We start from the raw sequence: 18,529 nt of genomic DNA, 5'->3' as shown, positions 1-18,529 counted from the left end.
ATCCTGGTAATAGGTATTACGTCTTGACCTCAGGCTACCGATGACGAAGGATCGCCGTACGCCCATCCGGGGCGAGAGAGGGCGGAACGTCGACGATGATGAATCCCGCAGACCCAGACAACCAGACCACGGCCTCCCCGAGGCCCGATCGGCAGCACAAGCCCGATCACCAGCCCGAGCACGATCCGCAGCGCAGGCCCGACAACTCGCGCCGCCTCTTCCTCGCCGGGGGCGCCGCCGCCCTCGCCGGCGCGGCAGGGGCCGTCGGCGCCGCCACTCCGGCCGCCGCCGCGCCCCCGGCCGACGCTCCCGGGCAGAAGAAGCGCCTGAGCGTCACCGAGGGGCCGATCTCGCCGCTCGACAAGGAGTTCCGCTGGGACGACCGCGCCGGCGCCGACAACACCCGCGCGGTGCAGGCGGCCATCGACAAGGCGATGACCGCTCCGGGCGGCGAGGTGTCGCTGCCCGCCGGCGAGATCCGGGTGACGGGCCTCGCGGTCGACTACCGCGGCTACCCGGTGCAGCCCGAGAACGGGCCGCCCTACGGCTACGCCGGGCCGAAGATCGTCGGCGCCGGCATGCGCCAGACGAGGATCGTCCAGATCGAGGGCTCGACCCGCGACATCTTCACCGTCTCCGGCCAGACCGGCGACGCGGCCGGCCCCGCCAACAACAACAAGGCCACCGGTGTCGTCCTCGCCGACTTCGAGATGACGGGCACGCCCTCCGGCGGCCACGGGATGTCGCTGCGCTCGCTGGTCAACTGCGAGTTCCGCAACCTGTGGATCCAGAAGACCGGCAAGTCGGGCATCTTCCGCGAGCGCGCCACCTTCGTCTCGGGCGTCGACGACGAGTACTCGTACGCCAACTCCTGGAACAAGATCAAGATCGTCGCCCCCGCCGGCTGGGGCGTGGAGGACTCGGGCAAGGCCTCCATCGGCGGCTCGATGACCAACGTCGAGGCGATCAGCCCCGGCCTCGGCGGCTTCCTCCTCGCGCCGACGAACATGACGCTGCTCGACTGCCAGGCCATCGGCGGCACGGTCGGCCTCCGGTCGATCCGCAACGAGAACCGGCGCTCGGTCAACTCCGGCCTGACCCTGATCAACTTCCGCTCGGAGGGCTCCCGCGACGGCTGGGAGGTGCTGATCGAGGCCGGCACGAGCCACATGATCGTGAACCCGAACTTCTTCCCGACCTCGGGCGCGAACTGCCTCGGCGTCGGCCTGACGAACGGCGGAGCGGACTTCGAGGTGCGCAACCTCACCGTCCTCGGCGGCTTCTACGGGCTCAGCCTCGGCCGCTTCCCGCAGCAGAAGGCGATCGTGCTGGGCAGCGACTCCTCGCAGACGCGCCTCGTGAACCCGTTCATCGAGCGCGGCGCCGCGGGAGTGGACGAGGGCTCGCTGATCGTCGACGACGGACGCCTGACCTCGTTCGAGCTCGGCCGCGGCCGGGTGGAGCGCGCGGCCGGCTACACCACGGTCGCCCGCGCCCCCGAGACCATCCCGACCCCTCCGGCCGGACAGGTCAACGAGGGCTGGGAGCGCTCCGGCGACACCTGGCGGAAGGTGGCCGTCTTCCCCGACGGGCACCGCGTCGTCATCGCCTCCTGACCCCGGGCGGCGGCGCCCTCCGCGCCGCCGCCCTCCCCCACTGCACACGGAACGAGCACCAGAACGCATGCATGACGACAGCACCCGCATCGAAGCCCGCATCGCCCGCTTCCGCGCCGAGAGCCTCCGGCCGGCTATCCACCGGGCGGTCGAGCCGCTCGGGATCGAGTCGTGGACCGCTCCGGGCGAGCCGGTCCCCTTCGACCAGGCGCGGGCCGCGTCCTACGCGCCCGCCCGCATCGGGGAGCCGTGGGGCGCCCCGTGGGGCACCGTGTGGTTCCACGTGCGCGGCGAGATCCCCGCCTCCTGGGTCGGCGTCGACGGCTGCGAGCCCGAGCTCGTCGTCGACCTCGGCTACACCGGCGCCCAGTCCGGCTTCGAGGCGGAGGGGCTCGTCTTCACCGCGACCGGCACGGTCGTGAAGGCCGTCGAGCCGTTCAACCAGTCGGTCCCGCTCGACCGGCTGCCCGGCCGCGAGGCGGGCGACCGCACGGTCGAGCTCTACATCGAGGCCGCCGCCAACCCGAACATCACCGGCGACTGGTCCTTCACCCCCACGGCGCTCGGCGGCCGCCCCGCCGACGGCGCCCTGCCGTCCGACCCGCTCTACCGCCTCCGCCGTCTCGAGCTCGGACTGCTCGACCGGGAGGTCTGGGAGCTGGAGCAGGACATGGCCGTGCTCGTCGGGCTGATCGGGCAGCTGCCCGAGTCCTCCCAGCGCCGCGCCGAGATCGTGCGCGCCCTCGACCGCGCCGTCGACGTCGTCGATCCGGACGACGTGTCCGGCACCGCCGCCGCGGGCCGGGAGGCGCTGCGGACCGTCCTCGAGCGCCCCGCCTCGGCCAGCGCGCACCACCTGCACGCCGTCGGCCACGCCCACATCGACTCCGCCTGGCTCTGGCCCGCCCGCGAGACCGCCCGCAAGGTGGCCCGCACCTTCTCGAACGTCTGCGACCTGATCGAGCGCGAGGAGGGCTTCGTCTTCGCCGCCTCCTCCGCGCAGCAGTACGCGTGGCTGAAGCGCGACCACCCGGAGCTGTTCGAGCGCGTCCGCGGCCACGTGCTCGCGGGCCGCTTCGTGCCGGTCGGCGGGATGTGGGTCGAGTCGGACACGAACATGCCCGGCGGCGAGGCGCTCGTGCGCCAGCTGCTCGAGGGCAAGCGCTTCTTCCTCGACGAGTTCGGGATCGACACGGAGGAGGTCTGGCTCCCGGACTCCTTCGGCTACTCCGCCGCGCTGCCGCAGATCATCGCCGGAGCGGGCGGGCGCTGGTTCCTCACGCAGAAGATTTCGTGGAACGAGACCAACACGATGCCCCACCACACCTTCTGGTGGGAGGGCATCGACGGCACCCGCGTGTTCACGCACTTCCCGCCCGTCGACCTCTACAACTCCGACCTCTCCGGCGAGGACCTCGCCCGAGCCGAGCGCCAGTACGCCGAGAAGGGCAGCGGCACCATGTCGCTCGTGCCCTTCGGCTACGGCGACGGCGGAGGAGGCCCCAACCGCGAGATGATCGCGGCCGCCCGCCGCACGCGCAGCCTCGAGGGCTCGCCGACCGTCGAGCTGTCCACGCCCCGCCGCTTCTTCGAGGAGGCGCAGGCCGAGTACCCGGACGCGCCCACCTGGTCGGGCGAGCTCTACCTCGAATTCCACCGCGGCACCTACACGTCGCAGGCGCGCACCAAGCAGGGCAACCGCCGCAGCGAGCACCTGCTCCGCGAGATCGAGCTGTGGGCGACCACGGCCCTCGTCCGCGCCGGGGTCCCGTACCCGGCCGACGAGCTGCGCGAGATGTGGCGGACGGTCCTCCTACAGCAGTTCCACGACATCCTGCCCGGCACCTCCATCGCCTGGGTGCACCGCGAGGCGGAGGAGAACTACGCCCGCATCGCGCAGCGGATCGAGGAGATGATCGCCGAGACCGTCCGGGCCCTCGCCGGCGAGGGCTCCGCGGAGCTGCTGGTGAACTCCTCCCCCTTCGCCGTCGGGGGCGTGCCGGCGCTCGGCGCGGCCGCGGCCGACCCCGCCGCGGAGCACTCGGCCCCGACGCTCCGCTCCGACGGCGACGCCCACGTCCTCGACAACGGGCTCGTCCGGGTGCGGATCGGCGCCTCCGGGCTCCTCGAGTCGGTCGTGGACCTCGCGAGCGGCCGGGAGGTCGTGCCCGCCGGCGCCGCCGCGGGGCTCCTCCAGCTCCACCGCGACACCCCGAACAAGTGGGACGCCTGGGACCTCGACGACAACTACCGCCGCACGGTGGAGGACCTCGTCGGCGTCGACTCGGTCCGCGCCGGCACCGTGAGCGACCCGCTCGGCCGCGAGGTGCCGGCGGTCGTGATCACCCGCTCGTTCGGCGGCTCCACGGTCGTGCAGACCGTCTCGCTGCAGATCGGCCGGGCGGCCGTCGACCTCCACCTCGACATCGACTGGCACGAGCGCCGCAAGCTGCTCAAGCTCGCCTTCCCGCTCGACCTGCTCTCGGACCGGGCGACGTCCGAGATCCAGTTCGGCCACGTGCACCGCCCGACCCACGTGAACACGACGTGGGACGCCGCCCGCTTCGAGACCGTCGCGCACCGCTGGGTGCACGTCGGCGAGCCGGGCTTCGGCGTCGCGGTCGTCAACGACTCCACCTACGGGCACGACATCACCCGCGACCGGGCCGCGGCCGGCACCCCGACGACCACGGTCCGGCTCTCGCTCCTGCGCGCGCCGCTGTTCCCCGACCCGGACGCCGACCAGGGCCGCCACCGCCTCGCCGTCTCGCTCGTGGTCGGCGCCGATCTGCCCGACGCCGTCGAGGCCGGCTACGCGCTGAACACCCCGGTCCGCAGGCTCACCGGCGCCGCGCCCGTCGCTCCCCTGGTGTCGATCGACGACCCCTCGGTCATCGTCGAGGCCGTGAAGGCGGCGGACGACGGGAGCGGCGACGTGATCGTGCGGCTCTACGAGTCGCTCGGCCGCCGCGCCGCAGCGACCCTCCGCGCCGCCTTCGCCGTCCGGGCGGTCACCCGCACCGACCTGATGGAGCGCCAGACCGAGCAGGTCCGCATCGAGAGCTCCGTCGAGGCGGAGTCGGCCGACGTACAGCTCGAGCTGCGCCCGTTCGAGATCGCGACGGTGCGCCTGGCGCGCTGAGCGCGAGGGGACGCGGGGCGGGAGCAGGCCGGGCCGGCTTGCTCCTGCCCCTGCGTCATGTGGTCTGCTCGATGCACACCGTCCCGATCGGAGAGGTCCCCCATGCCTTCGTTCCCCGCCCCGCCCCGCCAGGTGCAGATCGGCGACGCCGCCGCGTTCGCCGGCGTCACTCCGCGGGCGATCCGCCACTACCACCGGCTCGGCCTGCTCCCCGAGCGCGAGCGGGGCGGCGACGGCCGCAGGCGCTACGGCTACGACGACATCATCCGGCTGCTCTGGATCCGCCGCCTGGCCGACGCCGGGGTCGCGCTCGAGGACATCCGGGACGCCTTCGCCGTCGCAGCCCCGGCCGGCGCCGAGGACAGCGCCGACCGCGAGGACGAGGTCGCGGGCGTCCTCGCGCGGCTGGACGACGCGCTCGCCGCGCAGGAGGAGGAGCTGCAGCGGAAGCGGGCCTCGGTCCGGCGCATGCGGACCCTCGGCGGCCGGCTGGGGCTGCTCGACGACATCGTCTCGCGCCGCCTCGAGGGCGCGCCCGAGGGCTCGCTGCGCCAGGCCGACCTCGACACCCTGCTGGTCACCGAGCGGATGTTCGGTCCGCTGGGCGCCGTCTCCCAGGCCGGCCGCTTCGTCGTCCTGGCCGCCGATCCGGCGCTGCGGGCGGAGGCCGACCGCGTCGACGCCGCCGAGGAGGCCCTCGACGACACGGTCGCCGAGGACGACCCCCGGGTGGAGCAGGTGGCGCGGGAGCGGCACGCCTTCGAGGCCCGGCTGATGCGCGTCGTCGAGGAGTCCGGTCAGCTCGAGGAGGACGAGGCGATCTTCGACGCGTGGGACGAGGCGCATCCGCCCGAGGACCCCGCGCCGGCCCCCGATCCCGCACAGGGCTCCCGCGCCCGGAGCGCCGGCGAGATCATCCGGAGCCTGCCCTACGACGTCTCGCCGGCCCGCCTGCGTGCCATGGACCTGGCGATGCGGCTCGGGATGGAGGAGGCGCCGGCGTCCTGAGACGCGGAGTCACGCCCGTCCGGTCACCCGAGGACCTCCCGCAGCACCTCCAGCGCCCGCTCGCGGTCGCCGACCCCGCCGCCCTCGTGCCCGCTGTACGGCCACACGTCGATCGACGTCTCGCCGCCCGAGACGTTGTGGGAGGCGAAGACCGTCGAGGGCGGGCAGATCGGGTCCATCAGGCCGACCGAGCGGTGCACCCGGCAGCCCAGGCGCCGCGAGAAGTGGACGCCGTCGACGTAGGAGAGGGTCCGCTCGACGGCGTCGAGGTCCTCGGGGCGGGTCGCCAGGTAACGGGCGATCTCGACGTAGGGCGCCTCGTTCGTGACGGTCGTGGCGCGGAGGACGTCGGAGAGGAAGGGCACCAGGGCGATCGCGGCGCGCACCCGGGGGCGCAGCGCCGCCGCGGCGGTCGCGAGCGCTCCGCCCTGGCTGCCGCCGAAGACCGACACGCGGTCCGGGTCCAGCCCGGGGAGCGCCTCCACGGCGTCGACGGCGAGCGCCGCGTCCGCGATCAGGCGCCGGTAGTAGTACGTCTCGGACGACTCGATGCCGCGGGTCGTGACCCCGGGGTACGCGGGTCCGCTGCCGTGGGGGTCGGGGGTGGCTCCGGAGCGGGCGAGGCGGCCGGCTCCCTGGCCTCGCGCGTCGACGACCAGGTGCGCGTACCCGGCGGCGGCGATCCAGAGGTGCTCGATCGGACGGCCCCGTCCGCTCCCGTACCCGGGGTACTCGATCACCACGGGGAGCGGGGCGCCCGGGTCGACCGCGGGGGTCACCAGCCAGGCGGCGATCGGCTCGCCCGCGAAGCCGGGGAATCGCACGTCCCGCACCCGCACCAGCGGGAGGCCCGCGTCGACCGGCGCGGCGCTCACGGCGGGGCCGCCCTCCCGCCCGAGCGCGAGGGTGGCCCGCCAGAAGGCGTCGAAGTCCTCGGGCTCCGCGACCTCCGCACGGAACTCGCGGAGGGCGGCGAGGGGGCGATCCGTGAACACCGGGTCAGCCTTTCAGACCGGAGTGCGCGAGCCCTTCCACGAACTGCCGCTGAGCGAGGAGGAACACGGCCAGCACGGGCACGACCGTCATCGTCGCCGCGGCGAGCTGCACGTCCCACATCTCCCCGCCGTAGGCGTCGGTGAAGCGGGTGAGCGCCTGGGGCAGGGTGAAGAGCTCGGGTGAGGTCAGGTAGACCGTCGGCTCGAGGTACATGTTCCAGGACCCGAGGAAGGTCAGGATCGCGACGGCCGACAGCGCGGGCTTGGACAGCGGCAGGAAGATGCGCCGCCAGATCCCGAAGCGGCCGAGGCCGTCCAGGCGCGCGGCCTCCTCGAGCTCGCCGGGCATCGCGATGAAGTACTGCCGCATGATGAACGTGCCCAGCACCGCCGGCGCTCCGACCATCGGCACCAGCAGCAGCGGCACGTGGGTGTCGATGAAGCCGAGCTGCCGGAAGATCTGGAACAGCGGGATGATCGTCACCTCCGTCGGCACCAGCAGGCCGGTCAGGACGACGAGGAACACCGCGTTGCGTCCCGGGAACGGGATCCGGGCGAAGGCGTAGCCGGCCAGGCTCGAGACCAGCAGCGTCACCACGGTGACCGTGACCGCGATGTAGAGGCTGTTCCAGTACTGGAGCGCGAACGGCTGGAACCGGAACGCCTCGGCGTAGCCCGCCAGGCTCGGCGAGTCCGGCAGCAGGGTCGGCGGGTTCGAGAAGATCTCGTTCACCGGCTTGAACGACGAGGCGATCATCCAGAACGTCGGCACCGCGAACGGCAGGACGAGCAGGATCAGCGTCACGACGAGCAGGGCGGTCATGAGCGGGCTGCGGCCGCGGCGGCGCTTGACGGGCGGCTCCGGGACGGCTTCGAGGCGTGGCGTGAGCGGGGTCCCCTCCTCGACGACGGCGTCAGTTCTCATAGAAGACCCATTTCTTGCGCAGCTGCCACTGCACGACCGTGAGGATCAGGACGAAGAGGAGCAGCATCAGCGAGAGCGTCGCGCCGTAGCCGATGTCGCTGAACTCGAAGGCCTGTTGGAACACGTAGTAGACGAGCACTGTCGTCGACAGCTCGGGCCCGCCCTCGGTCAGGACGGCGACCTGCGCGAACGCCTGCAGCGAGCCGACGATCGTGAGGATGCCGGTGAGGAGCAGGGTGGGCGAGATGAGCGGGAGCGTGATCCGGAAGAAGATCGCGCGGGGGCTCGCGCCGTCCAGGCGGGCCGCCTCGTAGAGGTCGCCCGGCACTCCCTGCAGCGCGGCGAGGAAGAGCACCATGTTGACGCCGACGCTGCGGATGACCTGCGTGACGATGACGCTCGCCATCGCGGTGGGCCCCTCCTGGAGCCAGTTCGGCCCGTCGAGGCCGACCAGCGAGAGCAGGCCGTTGATCGCGCCGTTGTCCTGGAGGAGGAAGCCCCAGACGAGGGTCCAGGCGACCACCGAGATGACGACGGGCGAGAAGAAGAGCGTGCGGAACAGGGCGCCGCCCGGGATCCTCCGGTTGAGCAGCACGGCCAGGCCCAGCCCGAGGGCGAGGTTCAGGACGACCACTCCCCCGGAGAAGACCGCGGTCGTGCCGAGCACCGCGCCGATGCTCGGGTCGTTGATCGCCCGCTCGTAGTTCTCGCCGCCCACGAAGGTCATGGAGCCGGTGAAGACGTTCCACTCGTTGAGGCTGAACCAGACCGCGAGCCCGACGGGCAGCAGCACGAACACGATCACACCGAGCAGCTGGGGCGCGATGAAGAGCCAGCCGGCGAGCGCGTCGCGGCGCCGGAGGTTCCAGTAGGCGCCGGCGGGAGCGGATCGGCGGCTGTCCGTCGAGGTCGCGGTCACGGGATCACTTCCCCTGGAGGACGGGCGCGATGGCGTCGCAGACGCCTCCGAGCACCTCGGCGACGTCGGCATCGGCCGACCACATGCGGTCCAGCGCCGTCTTGCCGACCGAGGTGATCTCGGCGGGGCTCGTCACCGGAGGGGTGGCGGACACGTCGGCGAGCTCGTCGACCACGACGCGGTCGAGCTGCTCGGCGCTGAGGCGCGTGTTGACCTTCGCCAGCTCCTCACCGGACAGCAGCGACTCGCGGGGCGGCGGGAAGAACTGCGCGAGCTTGGCGGAGTTCTCCGGGTTGGTCATGAACGAGAGGAAGCCGGTCGCCTCCTCCACGTGGTCGCCGCCTGCGAGCGCGGCCATGCCGGCCTGGCCGATGTTGCCGTACTCGCCGGCGGGGCCGACGGGCAGCGGGTAGATCTCGAACGGGAACGAGCCGTCGAGCAGGCTCGCGCGCGAGACCTGCGCGGTCGTGAACGCGGCGTCGCCGGCGAAGAAGTCCGCCGTCACGCCGGGTCCGGGGGTCGCGCCGCTGACGTAGACCGAGTCGTGGAAGAACTGGAACGCCTCCACCATCTCGGGCGAGTCCATCGTGCACTGGGTCCCGTCGTCGCTCCAAGGCTGGGCTCCCCAGCCCGCCCAGAGGTTCGCGAGGCTCAGCCAGCCCGAGAAGTCGAAGTCGCGGATGATGTAGCCGGCCTTGCCGGTCGACTCGTTGACGGCCGCGCCGATGCGGTCGACGTCCTCCCAGCTGAGCGTCGCGGGGTCGACGGTCTGCCCGGCCTGCGCGATGAGGTCCTGGTTCACGTACAGCGCGAACGGCGAGTTGGAGAACGGGTACGCGTAGAGCTCGCCGTCCTGGCTGAACGACTGCGCCACGCTGGGCAGGATGTCGTCGTACTCGTAGCCCTCGGTCCCCTCGAAGGTCTCGGTCAGTGGAGCGAGCGCTCCGGCGTCGATCAGGTCCTTCGCGATGTCGCCCACCCAGGCGAGGTCGGGGGCGTTGCCGCCCGCGGCCTGCGTGGTCAGGGTCGAGTTGTAGTCCGCGAACGGGAGGGACTCGAAGGTCACGGACTCGATCTCGGGGTGGTCGGCGATGTACTCGTCGGCCATCGAGTCGAACAGGGCGAGCTGCTTCTCGTCGGAGGTCCAGACGGACATCCTCAGAGCGACGGGTGCTGAGTCGTCCCCGCCGCCGGCGGCGCCGCAGCCCGAGAGGGCGGCGATCACTCCGACTGCGGCGAGCGAGGCCATCAGCTTCTTCGCTGGTCTCATCGTCTCTCTTTCTCCAATGGTCTTCTCGGTGTTCCCGGTCAGTACCCGACGACGTCGGGCCAGTGGGTCTCTACGCCGCGCGACTCGAGCCTCGCCTGCAGGCGGGCGACGAGGGCGGGGTCGGCGGCGATCTCGTGGGGCGACAGGTCCTCGGCGAGGGCGAGGGCCGCCAGCTCGCCGACGGCCTCGCCGATGTTCCACTCCACGGGGTGGAGGCGGTACGCGCCGTTGGTGATGTGCGTCGTCCCGATGTTCTTGCCCCCGGGCAGCAGGTTCGTCGGGGTGCGCGGCACGAGGGCGCCGAGCGGGATCTCGAACGGCGAGCACTCCACGTCGAGGTAGTTGTCGCCTCCGGTGGTCGGGTGCAGGTCGATCCGGTACATGCCCACGCCGACGGAGTCGTCGAAGCGCGCGGGGCTCCCCGTCCCGCGGGCGGCGACGGAGACGTCCTGCTCGCGCACGGTGGTGAGCGCGCGGATCCGGCGGGACTCGCGGATGTAGGGGGCCTGCGCGAGGCCGTCGGCGGTGCCCATCACGTCGCCGCGGAGCCGGAGCCCGGGCCAGCCGCGGCCGCCGTCGGGCCGGGGCGCCTCGGTCTGGAGCCAGTAGAAGTACGACAGCGAGAGCGCGCGGGCGCCGGCGAGGTGCTTCTCCGGCTCCGACACGTCGAGGATCGAGCTGTCGAGGTAGTCGAGCATCGGCCAGTTCGCGAGCACGATGTCGCTGTCGAGCGCGCCCGGCCGGAGGGTCTCGGTCGCGAGGATCCGGCGGAACATCCAGAGGTCGGTGTCCCCGCCCTGCGCGCGCTGGTCCGCGGTGCGGGTGTCGCCCACGGCGTTGACGTGCATCGTGCGGGTCTCGGGGCGCAGCGTCCTCGGGTTCGGCGCGGTGAAGGAGAGGAGCTTCCCGCCCCAGAACGGCACCTCGTACTCGTGCCAGTAGTCGTAGTCGGCCGGGCGCTCGATGGTGTGGTCGCCGTCCGCGCTGTCGAAGCCGAAGCACCAGGTGACGGCCTGCACGTTCATCGGGTCGGCGACGGCGGGAGCGCTGGGCTCGCCGTGCTCGTCGCGCGACTCGGAGCCCGTGACGTAGTCGACCTCCGCGAGGGGGAGCAGCTCCCCCGTCTCGGTCGCGTCGACCACGTACCGTCCGGAGACGGCGAGCTCCTCGCCCGAGACCGCGTCGCGCAGCAGGACGCGCTCGATCCGGCCCGGGCCGCCGTCGACGGCGAAGGGGACGACGCCGGTGACGACGCGGATCGCTCCGCTCGAGCGGTAGGGGGCGAGCATCTCGTCGAGCACGGCGACGGCGACGCGGGGCTCGGCGCAGAGCCGGCTCACGAGTCCGCGGCCGGGGTTCAGGCGGTCGTCGCGCATCGCCTCGGCGGTGAGGGGGTAGTTGCGGCGGTAGTAGCCGCGGATGCCGTCGCGGAGGCGCCGGTAGTCGGCGGTGACGCCGAACTGCTCGACCCAGGTGTGCTCGTCCGGCGGGACGCCCTGCGAGGTGAGCTGGCCGCCCAGCCACGGGTACTGCTCGGTCAGCACGACCGAGAGGCCGTTGCGGGCGAGGGCGATCGCCGCCGCCACTCCTCCGAGTCCGCCGCCGATCACGGCGACATCTGCTTGCATCGGGGTCACGCGTCCGCCTCGTCCTCGTCGACAGTCTGGGTCATCGGCCTACTACCCACGGGTAATACGTATTGCCGATTGGTTAGACCGTAACGCACGAGTGTCCGGTTGGCAACGGTCTCCGCCGTTCCGAGCGACGCCGCGGCGACCCGCGGGCGTCCTCAGCCGGGAGTGGGCCGGATGTCAGGGCTCGGTGGCATGCTCGACCCCGAGCGCGGCCGGCGGGCGGCGGCGCGGAGCGGAGCAGCATGATCGGGTTGGATCTCACCGGGCGCACGGCCCTCGTCACGGGGTCGGGGCAGGGCATCGGGCTGGCCATCGCGACGACGCTCGCGGAGGCGGGCGCCGAGGTGATCGTGAACGCCCGCTCCGAGCGGTCGATCCGCCGGGCGATCGAGGCGGTCGGCGCGGCGGTGCCGGAGGCGCGGGTGCGCGGAGTCGCCGCCGACGTGTCGACGGAGAAGGGCACGGGCTCCCTCCTGCGCGCGGCCGCCGACGTGGACGTGCTCGTCAACAACCTCGGGATCTTCGGCTCCGCCGATGCGCTCTCCATCGACGACGACGAGTGGCGCCGCTACTTCGAGGTCAACGTGCTCACCGGCGTGCGCCTCACCCGCGCCTACCTCCCCGGGATGATGGAGCGCGAGTGGGGCCGCGTCCTCTACATCGGCAGCGACTCCGCCGTCGTCACACCCGCCGAGATGATCCACTACGGAGTGTCGAAGACCGCGCTGCTGGGCGTCTCGCGCGGCTTCGCCAAGGCCGCCGCCGGCACCGGGGTGACGGTGAACAGCGTGCTCGCCGGGCCGACCCACACGGGCGGCGTCGAGGACTTCGTCTACGAGCTGGTCGACCGCGAGCTGCCGTGGGAGGAGGCGCAGCGCGAGTTCATGCGCCTGCACCGGCCGCAGTCGCTGCTGAAGCGCCTCATCGAGCCGGAGGAGATCGCCCACATGGTGGCGTACCTCGCCTCCCCGCTCGCCTCGGCCACCACGGGCGCAGCCGTGCGCGTCGACGGCGGCTACATCGACTCGATCGTGCCGTAACGCGCGCTCCCGGGGCTTCCCGGGGCGCCCGTCAGTGCGGAGGGGCGACCGAGCCGCCGGGGCGCCACGGGCCGCCGATGCGCTCCTGGAGGAGCGGTGCCGCGGGGTCGGCGAGGCGGGCGAGCAGCGCCTCCACTCCGCGGCGGCCGAGCTCGCGGCCGGGCGCGACGAGCAGGTCGAGCGCCGGGTCGGCCAGGTCGGCGACGTCGGGGTCGGAGGCGAGCAGGACGATCGAGAGGTCCTCGGGCACGCGCAGCCCGCGGTGCCGCACCTCGTGCGCGAAACCGACGGCGGCGCCCCCGTTGACGATCACCACGGCGGTCGCGGAGGCGGGGTCGAACGAGCGGGCGAGGGTGCGGCCGCCGGCGGGCGACTCCTCGCAGCGCAGCAGCACGCCCTCGACGCCGCGGGCCGCGCAGGCGAGTGCGAACGCCTCCTGGGTGCGCGCGTAGGGGCCGAAGTCGGCCGCGGCGTCGCGGTCCGGGCCGAGCACGAGCGCCACCCGCGCGTGCCCCAGGCCGGCGAGCCGGCCGAGCGCCTCCTCGACCATGCCCTCGAAGTCGATGTCGACCCAGTCGAGGGCGGACGGGTCGCGGGTGCGCCCGATGAGGGCGAAGGGCGTGCCGGAGTCCCGCAGGACCGGCACGCGCTCGTCCTCGCTGGTGACCTGCATCAGCACGACGCCGTCGATCAGGCCGTCGGCGCGCAGGTCGGCGAGGCGGTCGGAGCCGCCGACCGTCGGCCACAGGACGATCGAGTGGTCCTGCTCCGCCGCGGCCTCGGCGGCTCCGAGCAGGAACGAGGTGGCGGTGTTGAGCGGCCGGCTCGACACGAGCGGATAGACGACCGCGATGATCCCGGAGCGGCGCCGCGCGAGAGCGCGGGCCAGGGCGTGCGGCCGGAAGCCGAGCTCGCGCATCGCCGCCCGCACCCGCTCGCGGGTCTCGGGCGAGACGGGCTTGGTGTCGTTGACCACGAACGAGACCGTCGCGATCGAGACCCCCGCGAGGCGCGCGACATCCCTCATCGTGGCCACCGCGCCTCCTCCGCTCGCGCCGCCGGGCCGTGGTTGACGCGGGGCGGACGTCTCCCGCATCCTAGGAGACGCGGCCGGTAAAGCGGTTAACCCCGTGTCGGGCCGCCCACTGCCGCACCGTCTCCACCGTCGAAGAAGGAACACCGTGACCACACCCTCCTCCCCCGTCCGCGTCCTCGTCTGGGGCGAGAACCGCCATGAGCAGATCGAGGAGAAGGTCCGCGCGATCTACCCCGACGGCATGCACAGCACGATCGCCGACGGCATCCGCGAGAACCTCGGCGAGCGCGCCACCGTCTCCACCACCACGCTCGACGAGCCCGAGCACGGCCTCACCGAGGACGTCCTCGACGCCACCGACGTGCTCGTCTGGTGGGGCCACATGGCCCACGGCGACGTCTCCGACGAGATCGTCGAGCGCGTCCAGCGCCACGTCCTCTCGGGCATGGGCCTCGTCGTCCTGCACTCCGGCCACTGGTCGAAGATCTTCGGCAAGCTCATGGGCACCACCTGCACGCTGCGCTGGCGCTCGGAGCAGGACCGCGAGCTGGTCTGGACCGTCGACCCCACGCACCCCATCGCCCAGGGGATCCCGCACCCCTTCCTGATCCCGCAGCAGGAGATGTACGGCGAGTTCTTCGACGTGCCGGCGCCCGACGAGCTCGTGTTCCTCTCGACCTTCACGGGCGGCGAGGTCTTCCGCTCCGGCATGACCTGGAAGCGCGGCCACGGGCGCATCTTCTTCTTCTCCCCCGGCGACCAGGACTACCCCGTCTACCACCAGGCCGAGGTGCGCCGCGTGATCGCGAACGGCGTCGAGTGGGTGCGCTCCTCGCGCCCCGAGCGCCGCCTCCCGGTGCTGCAGCGCTACGAGACCGAGGACTTCCACAACGGCCAGGACTACGAGGGAGCGCTCGTCCGATGACGGTCCGCCTCGTCCAGGTCGGCGCCGGCGCGATGGGCCGCGCCTGGATCCGCACCATCCGCGACTCCCCGGACGCCGAGCTCGTCGGCCTGGTCGACCTCGACGTCGACCTCGCCACGGCTGCCGCGGAGGAGGAGGGGGTCGGCCCGGTCGCGGTCGGCACCTCCGTCGCCGAGGTCGCCGCGCGCTCCGGCGCCGACGCCGTGGTCAACGTGACCGTGCCGCGGGCGCACCTGCCCGTCAGCTCGGAGGCGCTGTTCGCCGGGCTGCCCGTGCTCTCCGAGAAGCCGATCGCGCCGACCATCGCCGAGGCGCTGGTGCTCGCGGCGACGGCAGAGGCCTCGGGCCGGCTCCTGATGACCAGCCAGTCGCGCCGCTACTACTCGGCGATCACCGCCTTCCGCGAGCAGATCGCCGGGCTCGGGCAGCTGGGCACCGCCTCCGTGCACTTCGCGAAGGCACCCCGCTTCGGCGGCTTCCGCGACGAGATGGACCACGTGCTCCTGGTCGACATGGCGATCCACGCCTTCGACGCGGCGCGGTACCTGCTCGACAGCGACCCGGTCGCGGTCTACTGCGAGGAGTACAACCCGGGCTGGAGCTGGTACGCCGACGGAGCCGCGGCGAGCGCCGTGTTCGAGTTCGCCGGCGGAGTGCGCTTCAGCTACACCGGCAGCTGGTGCGCCGACGGCCTCGAGACCTCGTGGAACGGCGACTGGCGCGTGAACGGGGCCGGCGGCACCGCGCACTGGGACGGCGACGGCGCTCCGGAGTGGCAGTCGCGCGAGTCGGAGCCGGTGCGGACCGCCACGCTCGAGCCCGTGCCCGAGGAGATCGCGGGCTCGCTCGCGGAGTTCGTGCGAGTGCTGGGCTCGGGGGCGGTCCCCTCGGGCGAGGTGCACTCGAACGTGCGGAGCCTCGCGATGGTGGAGGCGGCGGTCCGCTCCTCCGAGACGGGTGCGCGGGTGCGGCTCGACGACGTGCTGGAGGAGGGGTACGCGGAGGCGCTGACGCTCGCGCGCGACGAGCGCGTCCGCGCGGCCCTCGGCTCCTGGGGCTCGGCCGCGGAGGGCCTCGCGCGCTGACCACGCCGCCTGGCGGATCTCGAGGCGTCCGTGCCGGCGTCTCGAGACCCCCGCCCGGTCGCGGCTCCGCCACCGCGCGTTCGCCGGGCGGACACCTGCGGGCGGCGGGGCGTTCACCGGGGGCGGCCAGCGTGGGCGGGTTCCTTCGAAGCCGCTCAGGAGACCCGTGTCCTCTCGTCACACCCGCACCCGCACCCGCACCCGCACCGCCGCCCTCGCCCTCACCGTCACCCTCGCCGGCTGCACCCTCGGAGCCGCGGCCCTGCCCGCCTCCGCCGCGGGCGACTCCTTCTTCACCCGCATCGCCACGGTGCCGGCCTACCTCAACGCGGCCGACCCGTCCGCCGACTCCGCCGTCGCCGAGATCTCGAGCGCGTCGCCCGACGGCCGCCTGGTCTACTCGACGGACTCCGCCGGGCAGCGCATCGACGTCCTCGACATCTCGGACCCCGACGCCCCCGAGCCGCGCGGCGGCGTCGGCGTGGGCGGCGAGCCGACCTCGGTCTACGCGACCGGCGAGTACGTCCTCGCGGTGGTCGACACGAGCGACGGCGACTTCGCGAACCCCTCCGGCCACGTCAGCGTGCTGCACGCCGACGACCTCGCGCCCGTCGCGAGCATCGAGCTCGGCGGCCAGCCCGACTCCATCGACGTCACCACCGACGGCTCGACCGCGGTCATCGCGATCGAGAACCAGCGCGACGAGGACCTCGCCCCCGAGGGCGGCGAGGAGGGCGACCTCCCGCAGGCGCCCGCCGGGGAGCTCGTGGTGATGGACCTCGCGGGCGACCCCTCCGCCTGGGTGCCGGAGCACGTCGACCTCACCGGTCTCGCCGGCCTCGACACCCCGTCGGACCCGGAGCCCGAGTACGTCTCGATCAACCCGGCCGACACGGCCGTCGCCGTGACGCTGCAGGAGAACAACGCCGTCGCGATCGTCGACCTGGCCACCCGCTCCGTCACCGCCTCGTACACCGCGGGCACCGCCTCCGTCAGCGGCATCGACACGCTCGACGACGACTCGATCTCGCTGACCGGCTCGATCACCGACGTCCCGCGCGAGCCCGACGCGATCGGCTGGGTCGGCGACGACCACGTCGCGATCGCGAACGAGGGCGACTGGAAGGGCGGCACGCGCGGCTGGTCGATCCTCGACGCCGCGACCGGGGCCGTGCAGTGGGACGTCGGGAACTCGTTCGACCACCTCGCGGTGCGCCTCGGGCTCTACCCGGACAAGCGCTCCGACGCGAAGGGCTCCGAGCCCGAGGGCCTGCTCTCGGCCACCTTCGACGGCGTCCCCTACGTGTTCGTCGGCGCCGAGCGGGCCAACTTCGTGGCCGTCTACGACGTGTCGGAGCCGACCGCGCCGCGCTTCGTGCAGGCGCTGCCGTCGACCCCGGGTCCGGAGGGGCTGCTCGCCCTGCCCGAGCGCGACCTGCTGGTCGTCTCGAGCGAGACCGACGACGCCGAGGCCGCCGTCCGCGCGAGCGTGCAGCTCTACGCGCTCGGCGCCTCCGCCCCCGCGTTCCCGACCGTGCTGTCGGCCGACGTCGACGGATCGCCGCTGCCCTGGGGCGCGCTCTCGGGCCTCTCGACCGATCCGGCGGCGCCCGACCGCCTGTACGCGGTGAGCGACAGCGCCTACGCGCCGAGCACCCTCCACTCGATCGACACCTCCGTCTCGCCGGCGCTGCTCGACACGACCCTCACGGTGACCGAGGGCGGCGAGCCCGCCGCTCTGGATCTGGAGGGGATCGCCGCCCGCGTCGACGGCGGCTTCTGGGCCGTGACGGAGGGCGGGACCGGCGACGGCAACGCGCTCCTGCGGCTCGACGCCGACGCCGCGGTGACCGAGCGGATCGCCCTGCCCGCGGAGCTCGCCTCCGCGCTGGGCAAGCAGGGCTTCGAGGGAGTGACCGTCGAGGACGGCGCCGCCGGTGAGATCGTCTGGACGGCGCTGCAGCGCGAGGCCTCGATCGACGCCGACGGAGTGGTCCGGATCGGGCGCTACGACGTCGCCGCCGACACCTGGAGCTTCTTCGGCTACCCGCTGGAGGCCGTCTCCGGGGCGGACGGCGACTGGAACGGACTCTCGGAGATCACGCTGACCGCCGCGGGCACGCTCGCGGTGATCGAGCGCGACAAGCTCAACGGGCCCGATGCCGCGCTGAAGGCCGTGTACACGGTGCCGCTGCCGACGGAGGCCGGCGCGGCGGTCGGCGAGACGCTGCCGATGCTCGAGAAGACGCTCGCGGTCGACGTGCTGCCCGCGCTGCAGGCCGGGAACGGCTGGACCCAGGAGAAGCTCGAGGGCCTCGGGATCACCGGCTCCGGCGAGGTGTTCGCGGTGACCGACAACGACGGCGTGGACGACGCGAACGGCGAGACGGTGCTCGCATCGCTCGGCTCCGCGGAGTCCGTGTTCGGGGCGGGGACGGTGCCGACGCCGGGGCCGACTGTCGAGCCGACGGTGGCGCCGACGGCTGAGCCGACCGCGCAGCCCACGGTCGCGCCGACGGCCGAGCCGACCCGCACGCCGACTCCCGCTCCGGCCGGCGCCGTTCCTCCGCGGACCGGCTCGGGACTCGCGAGCACCGGCGTAGAGACTGGCTGGACCGCCGCGGCGGCTCTCGCCCTGCTCGCCGGTGGAGCGCTCGCGCTCGGAGTCACGCGCCGCCGCCGCGACGCGCGCTGACGGACGCCGACGGCCCGGGGGACAGTGTCCTCCGGGCCGTCGGCGTTCCCGCCGCGAGCGGGGCGGGTGGGGCGAGTAGTCGGGTGTCAGCTTCCGGTGTCAGCTTCCGGTGGGGGCGTCCTCGGTGTCGGGAGAGGTGCTCTCGGAGGGCGCCTGCGGGGCGACGGGCGCAGCAGGGCCGGAGCGAAGGTGCTCAGCTCGCGGGAGAGGTCCTCGCCGGAGACGAGACCGCGTTGCGC

The 18,529-nt window shown here is 73.2% G+C and carries 13 protein-coding genes; 7 read left to right on the top strand and 6 right to left on the bottom strand.

The window, feature by feature from the left end:
- Window positions 1-95 precede the first annotated feature (95 nt).
- The 3 genes from C5D66_RS12170 to C5D66_RS12160 all read left to right on the top strand — a co-directional run bounded on the left by C5D66_RS12170 (window position 96) and on the right by C5D66_RS12160 (window position 5,766).
- Window positions 96-1,616, top strand: coding sequence for a hypothetical protein (locus tag C5D66_RS12170; protein ID WP_104255942.1), 1,521 nt, complete (start codon window positions 96-98; stop codon window positions 1,614-1,616).
- A 67-nt stretch (window positions 1,617-1,683) separates the two neighbouring features.
- A complete protein-coding gene (locus C5D66_RS12165; RefSeq protein ID WP_104255941.1) occupies window positions 1,684-4,758 on the top strand; it encodes a glycoside hydrolase family 38 C-terminal domain-containing protein in 3,075 nt (1,024 codons plus the stop codon).
- 102 nt (window positions 4,759-4,860) lie between these two features.
- Complete coding sequence (locus C5D66_RS12160) at window positions 4,861-5,766, top strand: MerR family transcriptional regulator (protein ID WP_104255940.1); 906 nt, start codon at window positions 4,861-4,863, stop codon at window positions 5,764-5,766.
- A 23-nt stretch (window positions 5,767-5,789) separates the two neighbouring features.
- Here the strand turns inward: C5D66_RS12160 and C5D66_RS12155 are convergent, their stop codons facing one another.
- The 5 genes from C5D66_RS12155 to C5D66_RS12135 are packed head-to-tail and all read right to left on the bottom strand — an operon-like array spanning window position 5,790 to window position 11,503.
- Window positions 5,790-6,761, bottom strand: a complete 972-nt coding sequence (locus tag C5D66_RS12155; protein WP_104255939.1) for an acetylxylan esterase — start codon at window positions 6,759-6,761, stop codon at window positions 5,790-5,792.
- A gap of 4 nt (window positions 6,762-6,765) precedes the next feature.
- Entirely contained in the window at window positions 6,766-7,686 is a 921-nt protein-coding gene (locus C5D66_RS12150) for a carbohydrate ABC transporter permease (RefSeq protein ID WP_258061417.1), read from the bottom strand.
- Window positions 7,676-8,605 (bottom strand): carbohydrate ABC transporter permease, encoded by a 930-nt coding sequence (locus tag C5D66_RS12145; RefSeq protein WP_159912158.1) that lies wholly within the window; start codon window positions 8,603-8,605, stop codon window positions 7,676-7,678. The genes C5D66_RS12150 and C5D66_RS12145 overlap by 11 nt, the downstream gene beginning before the upstream one ends.
- Before the next feature lie 4 nt (window positions 8,606-8,609).
- The gene (locus tag C5D66_RS12140) at window positions 8,610-9,875 is read right to left on the bottom strand and encodes a sugar ABC transporter substrate-binding protein (protein ID WP_104224315.1); all 1,266 of its coding nucleotides are present in this window, start codon (window positions 9,873-9,875) and stop codon (window positions 8,610-8,612) included.
- A 38-nt stretch (window positions 9,876-9,913) separates the two neighbouring features.
- Window positions 9,914-11,503: an FAD-dependent oxidoreductase gene (locus C5D66_RS12135; RefSeq protein WP_104255966.1), complete on the bottom strand. Its 1,590-nt coding sequence runs from the start codon at window positions 11,501-11,503 to the stop codon at window positions 9,914-9,916.
- Between the two features lie 251 nt (window positions 11,504-11,754).
- Between C5D66_RS12135 and C5D66_RS12130 the strand changes: the two genes are divergently transcribed.
- On the top strand, window positions 11,755-12,549 hold the full coding sequence (locus C5D66_RS12130; protein WP_104255965.1) for an SDR family NAD(P)-dependent oxidoreductase: 795 nt from the start codon (window positions 11,755-11,757) through the stop codon (window positions 12,547-12,549).
- Window positions 12,550-12,580: 31 nt separating this feature from the next.
- On the opposite strand, the gene C5D66_RS12125 is transcribed toward C5D66_RS12130, so the two are convergent.
- Window positions 12,581-13,576 (bottom strand): LacI family DNA-binding transcriptional regulator, encoded by a 996-nt coding sequence (locus C5D66_RS12125; RefSeq protein ID WP_258061427.1) that lies wholly within the window; start codon window positions 13,574-13,576, stop codon window positions 12,581-12,583.
- A gap of 154 nt (window positions 13,577-13,730) precedes the next feature.
- Here C5D66_RS12125 and C5D66_RS12120 point away from each other — a divergent pair, with 154 nt between their 5' ends.
- From C5D66_RS12120 to C5D66_RS12105, 3 genes are all read left to right on the top strand, one after another.
- On the top strand, window positions 13,731-14,510 hold the full coding sequence (locus C5D66_RS12120; RefSeq protein ID WP_104224317.1) for a ThuA domain-containing protein: 780 nt from the start codon (window positions 13,731-13,733) through the stop codon (window positions 14,508-14,510).
- A complete protein-coding gene (locus tag C5D66_RS12115) occupies window positions 14,507-15,595 on the top strand; it encodes a Gfo/Idh/MocA family protein (RefSeq protein WP_104255936.1) in 1,089 nt (362 codons plus the stop codon). Before C5D66_RS12120 ends, C5D66_RS12115 begins: the two co-directional genes overlap by 4 nt.
- A gap of 166 nt (window positions 15,596-15,761) precedes the next feature.
- The gene (locus C5D66_RS12105; RefSeq protein ID WP_146084786.1) at window positions 15,762-18,290 is read left to right on the top strand and encodes an esterase-like activity of phytase family protein; all 2,529 of its coding nucleotides are present in this window, start codon (window positions 15,762-15,764) and stop codon (window positions 18,288-18,290) included.
- Window positions 18,291-18,529: the final 239 nt, after the last annotated feature.

Origin of the sequence: Rathayibacter sp. AY1B4, assembly GCF_002932815.1 — a bacterium.
Lineage (GTDB): Bacteria > Actinomycetota > Actinomycetes > Actinomycetales > Microbacteriaceae > Rathayibacter.
This window is presented reverse-complemented; position numbering and strand designations above follow the sequence as displayed.